Source organism: Pantoea cypripedii (assembly GCF_002095535.1).
GTDB classification, from domain to species: Bacteria; Pseudomonadota; Gammaproteobacteria; order Enterobacterales; family Enterobacteriaceae; genus Pantoea; species Pantoea cypripedii.
This window is the reverse complement of sequence record NZ_MLJI01000003.1, coordinates 385,256-402,635: the sequence shown is the minus strand read 5'-3', so window position 1 is coordinate 402,635 and position 17,380 is coordinate 385,256. Positions and strand designations below refer to the sequence as shown.

The window sequence follows — 17,380 nt, the reverse complement described above, 5'->3', positions numbered from 1 at the left end:
TGCCTTAGTGTTTTTCCAGCCACGCGCCGTAGAACGACGGGCGGCCCACCGCTTCAAAACTGACGCCTTTTAACCAGGGCGCACCGGCAAACACCTGCGGTTCCTCGAAGATGGGGATGACATAGGCGTTGTCGAGCAGATAACGCTGCGCATCACCGGTCAGTTGCAGGCGTTTTTGCGCATCAACCTCGGCCGAGATATTGACCAGCAGCGTATTCAGTTTGTCGTCGCGGAAGCTTTTCACTTTGTCGCTGGAGCCGCCTTTTTGCAGCAACGCATCGCGATTGGTGGGATAGAACATACTTTTCACCACATCCGGGTCGGCACGTCCCACTTCGGAGACCGTCAGTGGGGTTTTCAGCGGGTCCAGGTTATCCAGCGTTTTGCTGCCTGCATCACCGGCTTTCACCGTCAGGGCGACACCCACCTGACGCCATTGCTGGGCTACCAGTTGCAGCACTTCTTTGTTCTGTGGCTGCGGCGGGGATTCGTACACCGTCAACGCCAGTTTCTCGCCACCTTTTTCGCGGATCCCGTCGCTACCCACTTTCCAGCCTGCTTCATCCAGCAGTTGTTTCGCCAGTGTCGGGTCATAGTTGAGTTTGTCGCTCAGATTGACGTAACCCGCCGCGCTTGCGGCAATCACTGAGGTGGCCTGCGGATAGTTAGGGGAGAACAGGGTTTGCACCACCTGTTGTGCGTTGGTGGCGTGCAGCAGTGCCTGGCGCACTTTCAGGTCGCTGACCAGCGGGTTATCCGGGCGGAAGCTGATACTGTCATTGACGCCACGCGTCGGAGCGGCATAAATCGGGAAGTTTTGTTCTTTGGCCTGTTTTTCGTCATACGCCTGCACCTGGCGAATAAAATCAGCCTGGCCTGCCAGCAATGCACCAATGCGCACGCTGTCTTCCGGTGTAACGATAAATTTGATGCCGTCGAGATTGGCCGGGCCTTGCTGCGCAATATTTTTCGGCCCCCAGTGGTAATCCTTGCGCGCCACCAGATCGACCTCGCGGCCCAGCTGTTCATTGCTGACCACAAACGGGCCTGAGCCAATAATATGGCGCGCATCGCCCAACTGATCGAAGCTGCGTTTTAAAGTGCTGAGGGACACCAGTCCCGATCCGATGGTGGCGGTGCCTTGTAAAAAGCCCGGCGAGGGTTTGGTGAAATAAAACTTCACCGTCAGCGGATCAATCACTTCGCTATGATCGTAATTATTAATCACCTCAGACACCGGCAAACGCTGCGCTTTATTCCCCAGACCATAGGTATCAAAGTTTTTTGCCACCGCGTTAGCATCCAGCGGTGTGCCGTCGGAGAAGGTCACACCCGGACGAATTTTGAAGGTGTATTCGGTTTTGTTGGCGTTGCTGCTCCAGCTTTCGGCAATCCAGGGTTCAACCTGTAAGGTTTTAGGGTTTTGCCAGGTGAGCTTATCGGTGATCTGATTCAGGATGCCACCGTTGGGATAGAAACCACCCGCCGGAGGATAAAGGTTGGTATGTGGTTGTTGCTCCAGATAAATCAGCGTGCCGCCTTTAACCGGCGTGTCCGCTGCGTGAGCACTGAATATCCCTGTCAGCAGAGCAAAACTGAATGCCTGCAAGTGAAAACGTTGCTTCATGATGGTGAATTCCTTTGTTATCAATTACCCGACGGGCGGTTTTTATCATCGAACGCCGCGTCGGGGAGTTGAACCAAGGAAATGCACTAAGCTTTGCTGAAAAAGGTAAATGCTCAATAGCCTGGAGCTTAATTTGGTCCTTTAATCAGATAGGTCACAGGGTGAGTACACTTCAATCTCCATTCCATTAATTAATTCCTCATTGAGGCTTCCGATATCTGCATAGAATCAGCAGGGCAATGGCGGCTGAAAAAGCGGTCTTGATTAACAAAATGATAAAAAAGAAATTACTCATTCCCTCCTCGCCATCACCTTGAGCTAAACCCAGACTGTCCACAACATGGCCGACAACTGTGTCAGGTATAAACACGATTCCAGCAATGACAATTACGATAAAGATGATTATTTTCATTTCACACTGCATTTAGAGAAATCAGGGATACCACGAACATCAATGCGTCCGTATGCCATTAATCCATTCCCACCGGGAACGCGAACCTTGGGACGGTTGAGCAACGCCCCCTGCATCTGGCACAGCAGACAGAATGCAAGCATGTCTATTTATCGCCAGTGGCGGGTAATAAACTCTGCAGCGGCATCCAGTGCATGGCGCGCAGCTTCCAGTTCTATTTCGCTCTGAAATACATGATGCATACCTTCATAAATATCCAGACACACTTCACCGCCTCGTGCTGCCGCAGCGGCGGCATAACGTGTGGCATCATCCAGCAACAATTCGTCTGTTCCCACCTGAATTGCCAGCGGGGGTAAGCGTTCGGGTACGTCGTACAACGGTGATGCTAAGCCGTTGGTGGCGGGGGTGCCATTGAGATAAATCCCTGCCAGTTGAGTCAGTATTTCAGGATGGAAAATGGGGTCGTGAGTCGCCGGATTATTAAAGGAGTCCCCGGTAAACGCCAGGTCGAGATACGGCGAAAACACCACGGCAGAAGCCACATCAGCCGCCACCTGCGGGTTTTGTAACAATCCCAGCACCAGTGCACCGCCGGCAGAATCCCCTGCTAACGCCAGCTGAGTCATTCCCTGGGTCGCCAGCCAGCCAGGAAGTCGCGCAAGCGCCTCCGGTGCTGCCGGGAAGGGATGTTCTGGGGTTAAAGGATAGTCCGGGACAAATGTGGCAATACCGGTGCGCGCCGCTAACTGACTGGCAAAACCCCGATAGGCGATGGCACTGCCCAGCGTATAACCACCGCCATGAATAAACACTACTGCTCGCGAATCTGTTTGCTGTTCCGGTTTCACCCACCAACCCTGTATCCCGTCCTGCTCGATGTATTCGGTGACTATACCTGGGGCAATAGGTGTCCCTGCCAGCATCTGGTCATACATTTCCCGCATCGTGCCGGAAAAGTTCGCTCGCAACTGGTCCATTGCCGCGATGATTTGTGGCGCACGCGTGCGATCGTGGGCAGACAAGGGATGGCGCGTTTCGCCAGGTTTATAAGCATGCTGTGACATAGACAGAATCTCCGGTTAGCAAAAGCGAATAGTTTCAGCTGTTCCCGATAATGGTTTATTCCAATGGCGCTGTACAGAAGATGTTTTCAGTTGTCATAAATAAAACCTTATATGTAATTTATTTCAGAGATAAATCATTTTGGCGGTTGACATGATTTTTATGATGTGACCTTCAGTGAATTATCATAACCAATACCATTTTATTTTTATCAGTATCGCTTACTGTTAAGCACATAAATCCATAGCAGCGACTTTGGAAATAAAAATCATCTAAACCAGGGAGTGTAAACATGTCCGATCGTATCGGTTTTCCTTTTGTTCATATGGCAGCCTCTTCGGCCAGGCGGGGCAATAACCGTCCGGCACCACGCCTGCCGGTTGCGCGATTATCTCAGCTAACGCTATTACCTGCATCGAATAATCCGCAGATGCCTGTCGCGCCGCCATCCTATGACGGTTATTCTGGGCCGAGTGATTTCCAACCGCCTCAAGCCTATACCAATCCTCTGAGTTACGAAGAGTCACAACATGTGGAGGAAATAAGACAATTGGGCGCACGGTTCCAGGTTTTGTTTGAACAACGCCCACCGATTTTTTCCCAGATTGAAATCATTCATCCGGATAAAGGACGAGAAATTCTTGAAAAGCATAAAACATTTTATTTTGAAAAAATAAAGCTCCAGGATGAGTTGCAGGTTTATTTGCGTATGGCGGGCGTCAGGCATGGGTCTAAAATAGTCGGTAAAGAAATTCCTGTATTCAATGTCATTAAAGATGTACCGACCTATACGCTAAGAAATATGGGTGGGGTGAAAAAATTACATGATCTTGCGAAAGAATATGGCGAAGTGAGTTCGACTATCGAACGGCCTGGTATTATGTCGAACACGCCGAAAGGGGTTTTGATCGCTGACCGCTCATATGCACAGGGCGATTCCAGTGAGGTCGTCAGGGAAATCATTGATATTTGGGGGAGGTTAGAATTGAGGATAGATGAAGACAGTCTGAATAATTCTTCCTCAGTCTATAAACCAGAACTGCAAAAAATCCTTGAGATAATTAAAAACAGAAGCGCTCAGCCAATGGATACCCGGCTGTAAATCATCAAAAATTGAGTGTCAATTACCGCGCGGATCCGTAGCGGCGCGATTTATCGCGCAATTTTTTGCCGGGTGGCGGTAAACCCCGCGTGATAAATCACGCCGCTACGGTTATTAGCCAGGCCGCCAAAAATGCCACTCCTATTTCCATTTTCCTAATTCACTTTGTCGAATTTGTTGTTTTACGAAATAAAAGCCCCGTTCCACACTAGCCGCCATATTCATTGCAGAAAGGATAAGGCGTATGTCATACCGACTCAGTTTGCTGGATAAATCGCCGATTGCCGAAGGAGAGAGTGCAACTCACGCGTTGCACCGCACCCTGCATTTGGCACAACAGGCAGAAGCATGGGGATATCACCGCTTCTGGCTGGCTGAACACCATAACTCGGCCCAGTTGGCCAGCCCGGCACCGGAATTACTGATCGCCTGGATTATTGGTCAGACACATCATATCCGCGTTGGCTCGGGTGGCGTGATGTTGCAGCACTACAGCCCGTATAAAGTGGCAGAAAACTTTAATCTGCTGGCGTCGCTGGCACCGGGTCGTATCGATCTTGGCGTTGGCAAGGCACCCGGTGGGCTGCCGCTGTCCACCCGGGCGCTCCAGCTGGGCGTTCATCAGGATGAAAAAGGCAGTTTTGCTGAGCAGCTGGCGTTGCTGGATGGCTGGTTACAACCCGCGGCGCAATACAGTGATGAGGAAACCCTTAACGCAACTCCACAGCCCGCCCGTCCAGCCAATCGATTCCTGCTGGGAGCCAGTGAAGAGAGTGCTCAACTGGCGGCAGAACTCGGCTGGCAACTGGTGTTTGCTGCCCATCTCAATGGTGATCGTCAACTGCTGGAAAAGGTGCTGGGACGTTACCACCAGCTCAGCCACGGCCAGCGCGCGCTGGTGGCGGTGCAGGTGGTGGTGGCGGATTCCCCGGCAGAAGCTGATCTGCTGGTCAGCAACCTGCGCTTTTATCGCGTCACGGTGCAAGACGGCCAAAGCGTTAATGTCGGCAGCATTGAGCAGGCAGAACGCTATGTACGCCAGGGCGGGTACCACGATTATGTGATTGAACCGCGTACACCTTCTTTGCTGAAAGGCACGGCCGCCCAGGTACATGCGCAGCTTGAGGCACTGCATCAAAACTTCGGCATCGACGAGTTTGTGATTGATTCACCGGTGGTGGATGAGCATGCCCGTCTGAAATCCCTCGAACTGCTGGCAACCCATCGTCTGGTTGCAGCCTGAACGACGCACTCCGGAGACACCCATGACGCAATTTTCACAACAGCAGCTGATTGACTGGCGGCGCGAGCTGCATAGCTGGCCGGAACTCTCCAGCCACGAAGTTGAGACCACCGCACGGCTGCGTGGATGGTTGCAGGCGGCAGGGATACGTCTGCTGGATTATGCGCTGGAAACGGGCGTGGTGGCGGAAATCGGCCAGGGTGACACCGTGATTGCGCTACGCGCAGATATCGATGCCTTACCGATCCATGAAGCGACCGGATTGCCCTATCGCTCGCGCCATACCGGAGTGATGCACGCCTGCGGACATGATGTGCACAGCGCGGTGATGCTGGGCGCGGCACTGCAACTTAAAGCGCAGGAAGCGCAGTTGCCGGGGCGTATTCGCATTCTATTTCAGCCAGGTGAAGAGAATGCCACCGGTGCACGGCAATTTATCCGGGCGGGCGTGTTGCAGGATGTGCAGGCGATTTTCGGTATGCACAACGAGCCAGGATTGCCGACGGGTACCTTCGCCACGCGCGGCGGTGCTTTTTATGCCAATGCCGATCGCTTTGTGATTCGCGTCAACGGTAAAGGGGCCCATGCGGCGCATCCGGAACAGGGGGTGGATAGCATCGTGGTCGCCAGCCAGATCATTCAGGCGCTGCAATCCCTGACCAGCCGCAGTTTTAATACCCTCGACAGCCTGGTGCTCAGCATTACCCGCATCGACGGCGGCAAAACCTGGAATGTGCTGCCGGGGGAAGTTGAGTTTGGTGGTACCGCACGTACGCATGATTTGCTGGTCCGGCAACAGCTGGAACAACGCGTGCGTCGTCTGGTGGAAAGTGTCGCCGCCGCGCAGGGTGCCACTGCCACTCTGAGCTGGCACGCCGGTCCGCCGGTGCTGGAGAACGACCCACAATGGGCAGCGTTTGCCAGCCATCTCGCGCAACAGGCCGGCTATCGGGTGCAAACCGCCGATCTGCACCTCGGCGGTGAGGACTTTGCCTTTTACCTGCAACTGATCCCCGGTGCTTTTGTCAGCATCGGCAGCGCCAGCGATTTTGGTCTGCATCATGGCGGATTTAACCCGGATGAAGCCTTGATCGCTCCCGCTGCCAGTTACTTCGCACAACTGGCTCAGCAGGCGTTGCAACATCTCAACGCACGATGTCGTGACGTCATCCTGAGCTAACAAATTACCCCATCTTTTAATCGACATGCGCTATGGACAGAGAGAAACGATTATGACGACAAGACAACTGCGACTGGGCACGATTCTGCACGGCGCATCCGGCAATATGTCTGCCTGGCGCCATCCGGCAGCACAGGCAGACGCCAGCATCAATTTTGACTACGCCAGGCATATCGCGCGCAAAGCAGAACAGGGCAAGCTGGATTTCCTGTTTGTTGCCGATGGCCTGTTTATTAATGAAAAGTCGATTCCTCATTTCCTCAACCGTTTCGAACCCCTGACGCTGCTGTCGGCATTGGCTGGCGTGACGCAGCATCTCGGATTAGTGGGCACCGTTTCCACCTCTTACAGCGAACCTTTTACCGTGGCGCGTCAGTTCGCCAGTCTCGACCATCTGAGTGGTGGGCGGGCAGGGTGGAACGTGGTGACGTCACCGCTGGAAGGATCAGCGAAGAACTTTTCGCGTCAGCAACACCCGGAACACGCATTGCGCTATCGCATCGCCGATGAATATTTGCAGGTGGTGAAAGGGTTGTGGGATTCGTGGGAAGGCGATGCCTTTATACGCAACAAGGAGAGCGGCCAGTTCTTCGATCCCGCCAAACTGCACACGCTGGATCATCATGGTGATTTTTTCCAGGTGCAGGGGCCGCTCAACATCGCCCGTACGCCGCAGGGGCGCCCGATTATCTTCCAGGCTGGCGCATCCGAAGACGGTAAAAAGCTGGCCGCACGCCATGCGGATGCGATTTTCACTCACCAGCCCACGCGGGAAGAGGCCCAGGCATTCTACCGGGATGTGAAAACGCAGTTGGTGGCGAATGGTCGTCAGCCAGAGGATTTACATATTTTCCAGGGCGTCAGCGTGATTGTGGGTGATGATGCCGACGATGTGGAACGCCAGTATCAAACCACCGCAGCGCTGGTCTCGATCACCGATGCGCTGAATTATCTCGGACGTTTCTTTGATCACCACGATTTCTCGCAGTATCCGCTGGATGAACCCTTTCCCGATATTGGTGATATTGGGCAGAACAGCTTCCGCAGCACCACCGATGAGATCAAACGCAAAGCACGCGAGCAGGGCCATACGCTGCGTCAGGCCGCGCTTGAAGCGGCCACGCCGCGTCCGCTGTTCCACGGCACGCCGGAGCAGGTCGCCGACGGCCTGCAACTGTGGTTCGAAAGCGCAGCTACAGACGGCTTTATCATCCAGGGTGGCACGCCGGATACCTTCGAACGTTTTGTCGATCGCGTGGTACCGATTTTACAGGCGCGGGGTTTGTCGCGCCGTGAATACCCGGGCAGCACGTTACGCGCCAGTTTTGCCCTGCCGGATCCGCAAAACCAGTTCACACAACAATAAAAGCGAGTAGCCGCTATGCAGAAGAAGATCGCCCTCATCGCCCTGTTATTACTGACCAGCAGCGCAGCCGCCATCGCCGAAGAGGTGGCGCTGAATGGTCAGCAGGTCAGTCTCGAAGCCAACAAGACCCCGATTAACACCGGTAAAAATAGCGCAGCAGTGGCGCAGATCCCCGCCGGACACCATTTTGCCGTGCCGGGTAGCTTTACCGTGGCAGTGGCCGCGCAGAACTCCCCGCCGCTAACGGTATTCAGCGATGACAACAAAACGTTACTCGGCAGTGAAGTGGATATCGCCCGGCTGGTGGCGGATAGCCTCGGGTTGAAACTTAACATCGTCCCGACCTCCTGGGAGGATTGGCCGCTGGGAGTGGCATCCGGTAAATACGATGCGGCCATCAGCAATATCACCGTGACCAAAGAACGCAAAGAGCGCTTTGATTTTGCCACCTACCGTAAAGACTCCCTCGGTTTCTATGTCAAAACCAGCAGCCCGATTAAGTCCCTGACCAAAGCCGCAGATATCGCCGGGCTGCGCATCATCGTCGGCTCCGGAACCAATCAGGAAGCGATTCTGCTGGCGTGGGATAAAGAGAACCAGGCCAAAGGGCTGAAGCCGTTCACGCCGATCTACACCAAAGATGACGCGGCTCAAACTCTGGCGCTGCAATCCGGTCGCGCTGACGCTTACTTCGGCCCGAATGTGATTGGGGCATGGAAAGCCGCGCTGACCGGGCAGACACGTCTGGTCGGCAGCGTGGACGGGGGCTGGCCAAAGGCGGCACATATCGCGGTGACGGTGAAAAAGGGCAGCGGCCTGGCAGAACCGATCAGCACCGCGCTTAACGGCGTGATGCAGAACGGTGATTACCTGCGGGTGTTAAATCGCTGGGGTGAGGGTGTAGAACACATCGATCATTCTGAAGTGAATCCGGCCGGTCTGGGCGATTAAGGAGACGAGATGAGCCAGCAATTTTTCCGCGAGGTTTCGCCGGAAGCGCCGGAACTCCAACCGATCCTGAACGGATTGTTTGGTGAATATGAGGCCCGCTACGGTGATTTTTTCCGCAACAGCAAAGAAGTGGAACTGACCGAATGGTACTTACCGCCGCGCGGCCTGTTTATCGTGCTGGAGCGGGAGGGAGAAATCATTGCGATGGGAGCCTACAAACCTTATGACGAGCACACCGCCGAGCTGAAACGCATCTGGACACGCGGGGATCTGCGTCGCCAGGGGCTGGCGTTGCTGATTTTGCAAGAGCTGGAGCGGCGTGCGCAGCGCGCCGGTTATCAGCGTATCTACCTCACCACCGGCTTTCGCCAGCCGGAAGCGGTGCGGTTGTATATCGGCCATGGTTATCAGCCGCAGTTTGAACTGCGTGATGATATGGAGATCTATGGCCAGCCACCCAATGACGGGCGTTTGCGTTTTCTCAAGGTGATCGATGTGCATAGCGTGGCCGAAGCCAGCTAAGGAACCCGCATGAAAACTGAACAACGTTTAACCGTGGTCCCTGCACGCTATCCGGCTCGGACTATCGGGGCCATTGTCGCGCTGTTTATCCTGGCAGGGGTGATTGATTCGGTAGCGTTTAATCCACGCTGGGAGTGGGGCGTGTTTGCCCGCTGGTTTTTCGACCCGGTGATCCTCAGTGGCTTAGGGCAAACTCTGTTGCTGACACTTTTTGGCACGTTCTTCAGCCTGATATTTGGCGGTCTGCTGGCGCTGGCACGCTTGTCATCATCCTGGTTGCTGAGTTCGCTGGCGTTCGGCTATATCTGGTTGTTCCGATCGCTGCCGCTGATTGTGGTACTGATCATTCTGTATAACTTCTCCTATTTGTACGACACGCTCTCCTTCGGTGTCCCGTTCACGGCGTTATCATGGGGGCACTTCCAGACCATTAACGTGCTGGGGCAGTTTCCGGCGGCGGTGATTGGCCTGACCCTGGTGCAAAGCGCTTACAGTGCGGAGATCATTCGCGGCGGTTTTCTCGGCGTCGATCATGGTCAGTTTGAGGCTGCTTCCGCGCTGGGTTTATCCTCATCGCGTCGTACGTTTCGCATCATTCTGCCGCAGGCACTGCGTGCCATTATTCCCACCGCGTTTAATGAAGTGATCAGCCTCGCGAAAGGCACGGCGATGGTGTACGTGCTGGCGATGCCGGAGCTGTTTTACACCATTCAGATGATCTACAACCGCACCCAGCAGGTCATCCCGCTGCTGATGGTCGGTGCCGTCTGGTATCTGATCATCACGACCGTATTGTCGCTGTTACAACACAGTGTCGAACGCTGGCTGGCGCGTAGCGTCAGCCGCGAACCGCAACCATCGCGCTGGCGTCAACGGCGCAATCGCGTGGCAACGGATGCCGCTAACGAGGAGTTCTCCCATGTCCGAAGCCATTGATTACCGCAATCTGCACGCTACCGGTGCCATCAGTATCACTGGCGTCAGCAAGTTTTTTGGCAGCCATCAGGCGCTGGATGATGTGTCACTGGAGCTGGCACCGGGTTCGGTCACGGTGATCCTCGGCCCTTCCGGCTCAGGAAAATCGACGCTGCTGCGTACCATCAACCATCTGGAACGGGTGGATGAGGGGTTTATCCAGATCGATGGTGAGTACATCGGTTATCAGCGCCGCGGCGATAAACTTTATGAACTGAAAGAGAACGCCATTCTGCGTCAGCGTATCAACGTGGGCTACGTGTTTCAGAACTTCAATCTGTTCCCGCATCTGACGGTGCTGGAGAACCTGATTGAAGCACCGGTGGCACATCGTCAGCTTTCCCGCAGGGAGGCGGTCATCCGGGCGGGTGAGCTGCTGGATATTGTGGGCTTACGCCATAAGGCCGATGCCTGGCCTCGCCATCTTTCCGGTGGACAGCAGCAGCGTATCGCCATTGCCCGGGCGCTGATGCTTAATCCGCGTGTGATGCTGTTTGATGAACCGACTTCAGCGCTCGATCCGGAACTGGTGGGGGAAGTGCTGGATGTGATCAAAAAGCTGGCGCGATCCGGCACCACGCTGGTGATTGTCACCCACGAGATTGGCTTTGCGCGCGAGGTGGCGGATAACGTGGTGTTTATGGTCGATGGCCGCATCGTTGAGCAGGGCAGCAGCCATCAGGTGTTGAACCAGCCACGTCACGAACGCACGAAACGTTTTCTGGCGCGGGTGTTGTGATGCCTCATTGTCACCGCCGGGGCAGACAGCCCCGGCCAAAGCACCCGACAAACCAGAGATAATTAACGCCGCCCATCCTTTTTCTCCTTTGTGCGTCAATCGGTTGCATTCAGAATAAACTGCACTATCCTCACAAACACGGTGGGACTAAAGTCGCGTCGTCACAATAAACTGTCATCGAAAGCAGCTATCCTGCGGCATAAACTTATAATCTGCTGCTATTCACCCATTTGAAATCAACTGGTTGCAATGAAAATACGCTTTCTTTCTGCTAATGAGCATAAACTGGCCGAGGTACGTACCATCCTCGAACCGGTGGGCGTGGAGGTGCTCCCCATCGCGCGCCGTATTGAAGAAATCCAGACAGAAAATGAGGTCGAGCTGGTGCGCGATAAGCTCACCAAGGCGTTCTCGATTATTGGCCGCCCGCTGTTTGTTGAACATACCGGTTTATACCTCGACGGGTTAAACGGCCTGCCTGCCGGGCTGACACGCATCTTCTGGAACCGCCTGGAGGCGGAGCGCTTTACCAAGCTGGTACAGGGGCTGGAGAGTCAGAGCGTGACGGCCAAAACCGTGCTCGGCTACTGTGATGGTCGTAAGATGTATCTGTTTGAAGGTGAAGTCCGTGGCACCATTGCTGCTGAGGCCGCCGGACCGCGTGAATTCCAGTGGGATTGCGTATTTATCCCTGAAGGACATACACAAACTTTTGCTGAAATGGGCGAGTTAAAAAATGAGGTTTCCATGCGGCGACTGGCGCTGGATCGTTTTGCCACTTTTCTGAAAACGTCGCGGGGATTGGCATGAAACCGGAACTGAAACGTGCTTATGATGCCGGTAAGCTAATCCTGTTCGCCGGAGCGGGTATCTCTCGTAACCTGGGGTTGCCAGAGTGGCATGAGTTGATCGCGCATCTCGCCAATGAACTCGGTTATGACCCTAAGATCTTCAATACCTATGGCACTCATCTTTCGCTGGCGGAGTATTACAAACAACGTAAAGGGTCACTGGGTCCGCTACGCAGCTGGATGGACCGCGAGTGGCATCGCCCGGATATTGATGTGCGCAGTTCAGAAATTCATACCATGATCACTCAGGGTAATTTCTCGCGGATTTACACCACCAATTACGATCGCTGGCTGGAGATGGCGCACGAAGCGCATAATGTACCTTACAGCAAAGTGGCTAACGCGGCTGATCTGGTGTCATTGACGGAAGATAAGCGCCATATCATCAAATTACACGGTGATTTCGATGATGATACCTCGATTGTTTTGGACGAAAGCAGCTACTTTGAACGACTCTATTTTGATTCCCCGCTGGATATTAAGCTGACGCATGATGTGATGGGGAATTCGGTGTTGTTTGTCGGTTACAGCATCAGTGATTTTAATATCCGTCTGTTATTTTATCGGCTGACGAAAATGTGGGGACGAACCGGTCTGGCGTCAGCACGGCCCAAATCCTACCTGTTTACCAACCGTAATAATCCGGTGGCAAAAGAGGTATTGGGGCAGTGGGGGATTGAGATGATCGTCTCTGAAGAGGATGATCCGCGTAAAGCACTCGCGGATTTTTTGCAGGAATTGATCGCCTGACGGGCAAAAAGCCATTGCCCTGCAACGATAATTCGGAATATACTGTATATAAATACAGTTAACGAGGTGCATCATGGCAGTCGAAACCAAATATGTTGTGGTCAGAAAGGGTGAAGAGAAAATGACGTTTGCCAATAAAAAAGACGCAGATGCCTGGGACAAGATGCTCGATATGGCAGATGCCTTTACTGACTGGCTGTTGCAAAATAATCCAGAGATGGATGAAAGCCAGGCCGAGGCGCTGGGCCTGCAACTGGCTGAGCAGAAAGACGCAGTGCAACACATTCTGCGCACCAGCAAGTTGCCAGAACCGGTCAACGCCGAAGAATCTGCGCCAGCTGAAACAGCCGAAGCGGATGATGCCGGGGAAGTGGCTGCCGATGCACCGGAAAAGAAAGTTCGCGCCGTAAAGGTCGCCTGATATGAAACAACGCCGTCGTTTATGACGGCGTTGTTGTTTCTGCATTAATGTTTGATGTGATAGCGAGTGCTGCGGCCACCGCCCGGAAGTTTCTCCAGGTAGCCCTTCTCCAGTAACTCGTTCAAATGGCGTGTCGCCGTGGATTTACTCACTTTTGCCACTTTTTGATACTGACCTGCGCTAATGCCATCCGCGAAGCCCTGCTCACCGCCATCCAGCAAGCGATTAAGCACCTTCGTTTGTTCCATGCTGAGCGCGGCTCCCTGATGATTCAGCCAGAAGCGGGCTTTTTGCTGGGTGCGGGTTATCACGACCAGGGCTTGTTCAAGACTGTCGTTGAGCACCTCCAGGAACCATGCCAGCCAGGCTGTCACATCCATCTCCCCGCGTTGTGTCTCCTGCAAAATGCGGTAGTAATCAGACCGGCGAGCCAGAATGGATGCCGACATGGCATATAATCGAATACTTTGACTGTCAGCCTGCGCCAGAGCCAGGTCGGTCAATGCGCGCGTGATGCGCCCATTACCATCGTCGAAGGGATGTAACGTCACGAACCATAAATGACACAATCCGGCGCGTAATAAAGGATCGAGCAAAACGTCTTGCCTACTGTGATTAAACCAGTCGATAAACTGCTGTAGCTGTGAATCCAGCCCGGCACGAGGTGGCGCTTCAAAATGAACCGTGGGGCGATCGATCCGTCCGGACACCACCTGCATTGGCTCCTCACCCCGTAAACCTCCGACATTGAAACGTTGAATTGACCATTCACTCACAGGGAATAACCAGCGATGCCATTCATATAAACGTGTCAGCGTTAAAGGCTGGTCGCGCAGGGTAATGGCATCCATCATCATTGCGGCTAATCCTTCCGAACGTTCAGACACCGGATAGGGTTGGTCCAGCGATACGCCTAAGCGGCGGGCAAGTGAGGATCGTACCGACTGGGCATTGACTCGCTCATCCTCAATGGCTAAAGAAGAGAGAATATTTGTCAGCAATGTATCCAGCGTCTGGTGATCGTTATTGTCTGCAATACTGGCTCGTCCCAGCAAAACGCCACGCTGCTGCTGCAAATGCCGGAGCCGGGGCAGCAATATCTCATCCTGCCAGTGGAATGCTGGCCAGTTGGGTTGTTGCCATATCCACATGATTCACCTCAAATTTCATGGCGTTTGAGCTGAATGGGATGCTTATTCGGCTCGGAATTCGAGCCGATTTGGATGTTTATTCGGCTCATATAATGAGTCGAATAGTAGATCATATTCGGTTCATTGACCAGCCGGGTCGGGGATAATCACGACTCGCATAGGCATTCATACGTTGATTTTGCCCTTGTTGCATAGCCTGCTCGTAGGTGGGAGGGGCTTCACCAGGGGCTATTCCACTGTGATGACCCATTAAATAATGATCGTCAGCGGCAGGGGCGGAGGGTAGCACAGGATTCACAACCTGATTATTTTGCGGAAGACGAGGGGCATTAAGCTGATAATGTCCATGGATCGAGAAATATTTAAAAACTTTCCTGTCATCAATAAACTCGTATAAATAAGCTAATACAGTAATAAGTTTACCCGCAGGAGCAATAACAGAGGAGGGGTCGGGATGACGCAATCCCAGGGTCAGCAAATCTGCCATTTTAAGTAGACACTGAAGTTTATCAATATCATCAGATATTTTTGCCTGTGTCCTGGTAAAGTAAGTCAGGTTTTCCCCCTCCGACTTGGCTTTTTCTATTTTGGCAATAATTGCCTCTTCTGCCACGGGTATCTTTTTTGAAAGCTTTTTAATATGTGATAAATCACCACGAACACGACTTGTTGATGAATTTGATAACAGTTTATTATAACTTACACCAGCATTCATAACGTTCGTTAGATTTTTACAGAAGTTCTTAATTGTTTGATTTGTTTTATATCTCGATGATGTCTCATCAAAAAATACGCTATCCAGATGTGCTGTCAGATGGGAATAGGGAGTTTGTATTCGCATAATAACGAACCTCTCAATAGATGATTGTTTGAATGGTCACAGACTGAAGTGTTGAACGAACGGTACCTCGTCAACTTCAGCAGTGTAAACACACTCATCTACGCTTCAGTAATGAATTTTCCCTGATTTTATCAGCATGTTAATTCGCGTATTTTCGGTGCTTAATGAATGAAAAAGACATTGTAATTGCTACGGTTTTATATGTTTGTCGCTGCCGCGACAGGTGCCGGTTTTTTGTTCATTACTGGCGATTTCAGCCTGAAATTTTCACGTTGAATGAAATGAAAATGAGAGATGAGGCAAAATTCTTTATCTGAGTGCAGGGCAATAAATGGCGTAATGGCAGGAATTTTTGGGCTATATTTTGCAGCGGCGCAATTTAACGCGCGGGGATGGACCGCGCACGTTAAATTACGCCATTGCGCCAATCAATGGGTAAACAACGAGAAAGTACCTGCATAGTAATTCACCATCCAGCCGACATACACCAGCCAGACCAATAACACGCCTGCTAAAGTCACTTTAGTGCTCATCTTCGTATCCTCTTGTTATGTGGGTGTGAAGACCCTGTGAGGAATAAGCTGACAGGAGATGCGTTGAATGTTTTTGCGCTGGATCAAAAAAGGGGATGCAAGCATCCCCCTGATGTTTTAATTGCGATCAAATCAGGCGATTTACGCAATTTTTGCCAAACCGGACATCATGAAGCAATCTCCTCCAGACGACGATTCAGAGTGCGTGGACCAAAAATGCCAATGGTGAAGACCACAATCGCCATCGCGGTGGATATCACCATAAACACCGAACCCACGCCCATCTCATGCAGCACCCATGCGATGGTAAAGCCTGATAACATGCCGCTGATGCGACTCACCGAATAAACCATGCCAATGGCTTTGGCACGAAAACGTGTCGGGAACAATTCCGCCTGATAGGCGCGATACGAGAAAGTCATACAGGTGCTGGCCAGTGACAGCAACAAACCGAGGGTGACCAGCATTACCGGCTGCGATTGCCAGGAAAACACCGTACCCACCAGCGCTATCGCCAGCGCCGACCCACTCACCAGCCATTTACGTTCGATACGATCAGCAAAGGTCATGGCCAGTAGCGGTCCCAGCGGGCTGGCAAACGCAATCAGGAACGAATACAGCAGGCTATGGGTGAAGGTGACACCTTTCGCGGCCAGCAGGGTCGGGATCCAACTGGCAAATCCGTAGTAGCCAATTGACTGAAAGAAGTTGAACACCAGCAACATAATGGTGCGGCGACGGTAAGGTGGCCGCCACATCTCATTTTTCACTGCCGGGATATTCTCCACCGGTTTCAGCGCTTCGACATTGACGGGGGGTAATACCGCGCCGGTCGATTTGGCCACCTTCGCTTCGAGGCGGCGCACAATATCTTCGGCTTCTTTGTAACGACCTTGTTCAACCAGCCAGCGCGGGCTTTCCGGCAGCCCCATACGGATCAACCAAACAATCACCGCCCCGATGCAACCAAATAACACCACCCAGCGCCAGCCGGTCAGCCCAAATGGCGCCAGCGGCACCAGTTGCCATGACAAAAAGGCGATAGTCGGAATCGAGGTATATTGAATCGCCTGCACAAACGCGTATGAACGACCACGCAGACGTGCCGGGATGAATTCTGAGACGTAAGCATCGATGGTGACCAGCTCTGCACCCACACCGATCCCTGAGACAATACGCCAGAACACAATGGCATAGGGATGATGCTGGAAGGCCATAATGCCGCTGGCGATGGCATACACCAGCAAGGCGATGATGAAGACTTTGCGCCGTCCCATGCGATCCGCAAGATTGGCAATCAGTAGCGTACCGAGAAAAACACCCAGAAACATCGCCGCCACAAACGCCCCAAGGCTGCTGGGATCGAAGAAGCTATGGCTGCCGTGGGTGAAAATTCCCTCACGTACCATGCCCGGCCCGATATAGGCGGTGAGAAACACATCATAAACTTCAAACCAGCCGCCAAGGGCCAGCGCAAAAATAATTAACCATAATGGGCGGGCGGCCGGTAATCGCTCCAGTCGCGCGGAAAGCTGCGCACCAAAGGCTTTACCTTCTTCTGGTGTGAAATTGTCACGCCAGGTGATCGGTGGCGGTAACGACTCGCTCAGTGAAATTTTCTTCAGCACGGTAGGGTACTCCACTGTTTTTA

General features: G+C 53.0%; 17 protein-coding genes. 11 read left to right on the top strand and 6 right to left on the bottom strand.

Going from position 1 to position 17,380, the window contains the following annotated elements; genetic code table 11:
* Positions 1–4 precede the first annotated feature (4 nt).
* From HA50_RS29910 to HA50_RS29900, 3 genes are all read right to left on the bottom strand, one after another.
* Positions 5–1,627, bottom strand: coding sequence for a TIGR04028 family ABC transporter substrate-binding protein (locus HA50_RS29910; protein WP_084881012.1), 1,623 nt, complete (start codon positions 1,625–1,627; stop codon positions 5–7).
* 199 nt (positions 1,628–1,826) lie between these two features.
* Complete coding sequence (locus HA50_RS29905) at positions 1,827–2,039, bottom strand: hypothetical protein (protein ID WP_084881011.1); 213 nt, start codon at positions 2,037–2,039, stop codon at positions 1,827–1,829.
* A gap of 149 nt (positions 2,040–2,188) precedes the next feature.
* Entirely contained in the window at positions 2,189–3,106 is a 918-nt protein-coding gene (locus HA50_RS29900) for an alpha/beta hydrolase fold domain-containing protein (protein WP_084881010.1), read from the bottom strand.
* Positions 3,107–3,396: 290 nt separating this feature from the next.
* On the opposite strand from HA50_RS29900, the gene HA50_RS31340 reads away from it, so the two are divergent.
* From HA50_RS31340 to HA50_RS29840, 11 genes are all read left to right on the top strand, one after another.
* Entirely contained in the window at positions 3,397–4,206 is an 810-nt protein-coding gene (locus tag HA50_RS31340; protein ID WP_139811099.1) for a hypothetical protein, read from the top strand.
* A 244-nt stretch (positions 4,207–4,450) separates the two neighbouring features.
* Positions 4,451–5,449 carry an MsnO8 family LLM class oxidoreductase gene (locus tag HA50_RS29885; protein ID WP_084881007.1) on the top strand — a complete coding sequence of 333 codons (999 nt, stop codon included), beginning with the start codon at positions 4,451–4,453 and terminating at the stop codon, positions 5,447–5,449.
* Between the two features lie 22 nt (positions 5,450–5,471).
* Positions 5,472–6,629 (top strand): amidohydrolase, encoded by a 1,158-nt coding sequence (locus HA50_RS29880; RefSeq protein WP_084881006.1) that lies wholly within the window; start codon positions 5,472–5,474, stop codon positions 6,627–6,629.
* A 52-nt stretch (positions 6,630–6,681) separates the two neighbouring features.
* On the top strand, positions 6,682–7,995 hold the full coding sequence (locus HA50_RS29875) for an LLM class flavin-dependent oxidoreductase (protein WP_084881005.1): 1,314 nt from the start codon (positions 6,682–6,684) through the stop codon (positions 7,993–7,995).
* 15 nt (positions 7,996–8,010) lie between these two features.
* Positions 8,011–8,946, top strand: a complete 936-nt coding sequence (locus HA50_RS29870; RefSeq protein WP_084881004.1) for an ABC transporter substrate-binding protein — start codon at positions 8,011–8,013, stop codon at positions 8,944–8,946.
* 9 nt (positions 8,947–8,955) lie between these two features.
* Positions 8,956–9,468: a GNAT family N-acetyltransferase gene (locus HA50_RS29865; RefSeq protein ID WP_084881003.1), complete on the top strand. Its 513-nt coding sequence runs from the start codon at positions 8,956–8,958 to the stop codon at positions 9,466–9,468.
* A gap of 9 nt (positions 9,469–9,477) precedes the next feature.
* A complete protein-coding gene (locus tag HA50_RS29860) occupies positions 9,478–10,404 on the top strand; it encodes an amino acid ABC transporter permease (protein ID WP_084881002.1) in 927 nt (308 codons plus the stop codon).
* Positions 10,388–11,182, top strand: coding sequence for an amino acid ABC transporter ATP-binding protein (locus HA50_RS29855; protein WP_084881001.1), 795 nt, complete (start codon positions 10,388–10,390; stop codon positions 11,180–11,182). Before HA50_RS29860 ends, HA50_RS29855 begins: the two co-directional genes overlap by 17 nt.
* A gap of 249 nt (positions 11,183–11,431) precedes the next feature.
* Positions 11,432–11,992 carry a non-canonical purine NTP pyrophosphatase gene (locus HA50_RS29850; RefSeq protein WP_084881000.1) on the top strand — a complete coding sequence of 187 codons (561 nt, stop codon included), beginning with the start codon at positions 11,432–11,434 and terminating at the stop codon, positions 11,990–11,992.
* Positions 11,989–12,783 carry an SIR2 family protein gene (locus tag HA50_RS29845; RefSeq protein WP_084880999.1) on the top strand — a complete coding sequence of 265 codons (795 nt, stop codon included), beginning with the start codon at positions 11,989–11,991 and terminating at the stop codon, positions 12,781–12,783. The genes HA50_RS29850 and HA50_RS29845 overlap by 4 nt, the downstream gene beginning before the upstream one ends.
* Before the next feature lie 73 nt (positions 12,784–12,856).
* On the top strand, positions 12,857–13,204 hold the full coding sequence (locus HA50_RS29840; RefSeq protein ID WP_084880998.1) for a YebG family protein: 348 nt from the start codon (positions 12,857–12,859) through the stop codon (positions 13,202–13,204).
* Positions 13,205–13,248: 44 nt separating this feature from the next.
* Here the strand turns inward: HA50_RS29840 and HA50_RS29835 are convergent, their stop codons facing one another.
* The 3 genes from HA50_RS29835 to HA50_RS29825 all read right to left on the bottom strand — a co-directional run bounded on the left by HA50_RS29835 (position 13,249) and on the right by HA50_RS29825 (position 17,357).
* Positions 13,249–14,355 (bottom strand): Fic family protein, encoded by a 1,107-nt coding sequence (locus tag HA50_RS29835; RefSeq protein WP_084880997.1) that lies wholly within the window; start codon positions 14,353–14,355, stop codon positions 13,249–13,251.
* Between the two features lie 109 nt (positions 14,356–14,464).
* A complete protein-coding gene (locus HA50_RS29830) occupies positions 14,465–15,196 on the bottom strand; it encodes a hypothetical protein (protein ID WP_139811098.1) in 732 nt (243 codons plus the stop codon).
* 700 nt (positions 15,197–15,896) lie between these two features.
* On the bottom strand, positions 15,897–17,357 hold the full coding sequence (locus HA50_RS29825) for an MFS transporter (protein WP_084880995.1): 1,461 nt from the start codon (positions 17,355–17,357) through the stop codon (positions 15,897–15,899).
* Between the last annotated feature and the right edge of the window lie 23 nt (positions 17,358–17,380).

Bases quoted from the DNA above. Each gene is read 5' to 3' on its own strand.
- HA50_RS29910 (WP_084881012.1), bottom strand. From the start codon at position 1,627: ATGAAGCAACGTTTTCACTTGCAGGCATTCAGTTTTGCTCTGCTGACA.
- HA50_RS29905 (WP_084881011.1), bottom strand. From the start codon at position 2,039: ATGAAAATAATCATCTTTATCGTAATTGTCATTGCTGGAATCGTGTTT.
- HA50_RS29900 (WP_084881010.1), bottom strand. From the start codon at position 3,106: ATGTCACAGCATGCTTATAAACCTGGCGAAACGCGCCATCCCTTGTCT.
- HA50_RS31340 (WP_139811099.1), top strand. From the start codon at position 3,397: ATGTCCGATCGTATCGGTTTTCCTTTTGTTCATATGGCAGCCTCTTCG.
- HA50_RS29885 (WP_084881007.1), top strand. From the start codon at position 4,451: ATGTCATACCGACTCAGTTTGCTGGATAAATCGCCGATTGCCGAAGGA.
- HA50_RS29880 (WP_084881006.1), top strand. From the start codon at position 5,472: ATGACGCAATTTTCACAACAGCAGCTGATTGACTGGCGGCGCGAGCTG.
- HA50_RS29875 (WP_084881005.1), top strand. From the start codon at position 6,682: ATGACGACAAGACAACTGCGACTGGGCACGATTCTGCACGGCGCATCC.
- HA50_RS29870 (WP_084881004.1), top strand. From the start codon at position 8,011: ATGCAGAAGAAGATCGCCCTCATCGCCCTGTTATTACTGACCAGCAGC.
- HA50_RS29865 (WP_084881003.1), top strand. From the start codon at position 8,956: ATGAGCCAGCAATTTTTCCGCGAGGTTTCGCCGGAAGCGCCGGAACTC.
- HA50_RS29860 (WP_084881002.1), top strand. From the start codon at position 9,478: ATGAAAACTGAACAACGTTTAACCGTGGTCCCTGCACGCTATCCGGCT.
- HA50_RS29855 (WP_084881001.1), top strand. From the start codon at position 10,388: ATGTCCGAAGCCATTGATTACCGCAATCTGCACGCTACCGGTGCCATC.
- HA50_RS29850 (WP_084881000.1), top strand. From the start codon at position 11,432: ATGAAAATACGCTTTCTTTCTGCTAATGAGCATAAACTGGCCGAGGTA.
- HA50_RS29845 (WP_084880999.1), top strand. From the start codon at position 11,989: ATGAAACCGGAACTGAAACGTGCTTATGATGCCGGTAAGCTAATCCTG.
- HA50_RS29840 (WP_084880998.1), top strand. From the start codon at position 12,857: ATGGCAGTCGAAACCAAATATGTTGTGGTCAGAAAGGGTGAAGAGAAA.
- HA50_RS29835 (WP_084880997.1), bottom strand. From the start codon at position 14,355: ATGTGGATATGGCAACAACCCAACTGGCCAGCATTCCACTGGCAGGAT.
- HA50_RS29830 (WP_139811098.1), bottom strand. From the start codon at position 15,196: ATGCGAATACAAACTCCCTATTCCCATCTGACAGCACATCTGGATAGC.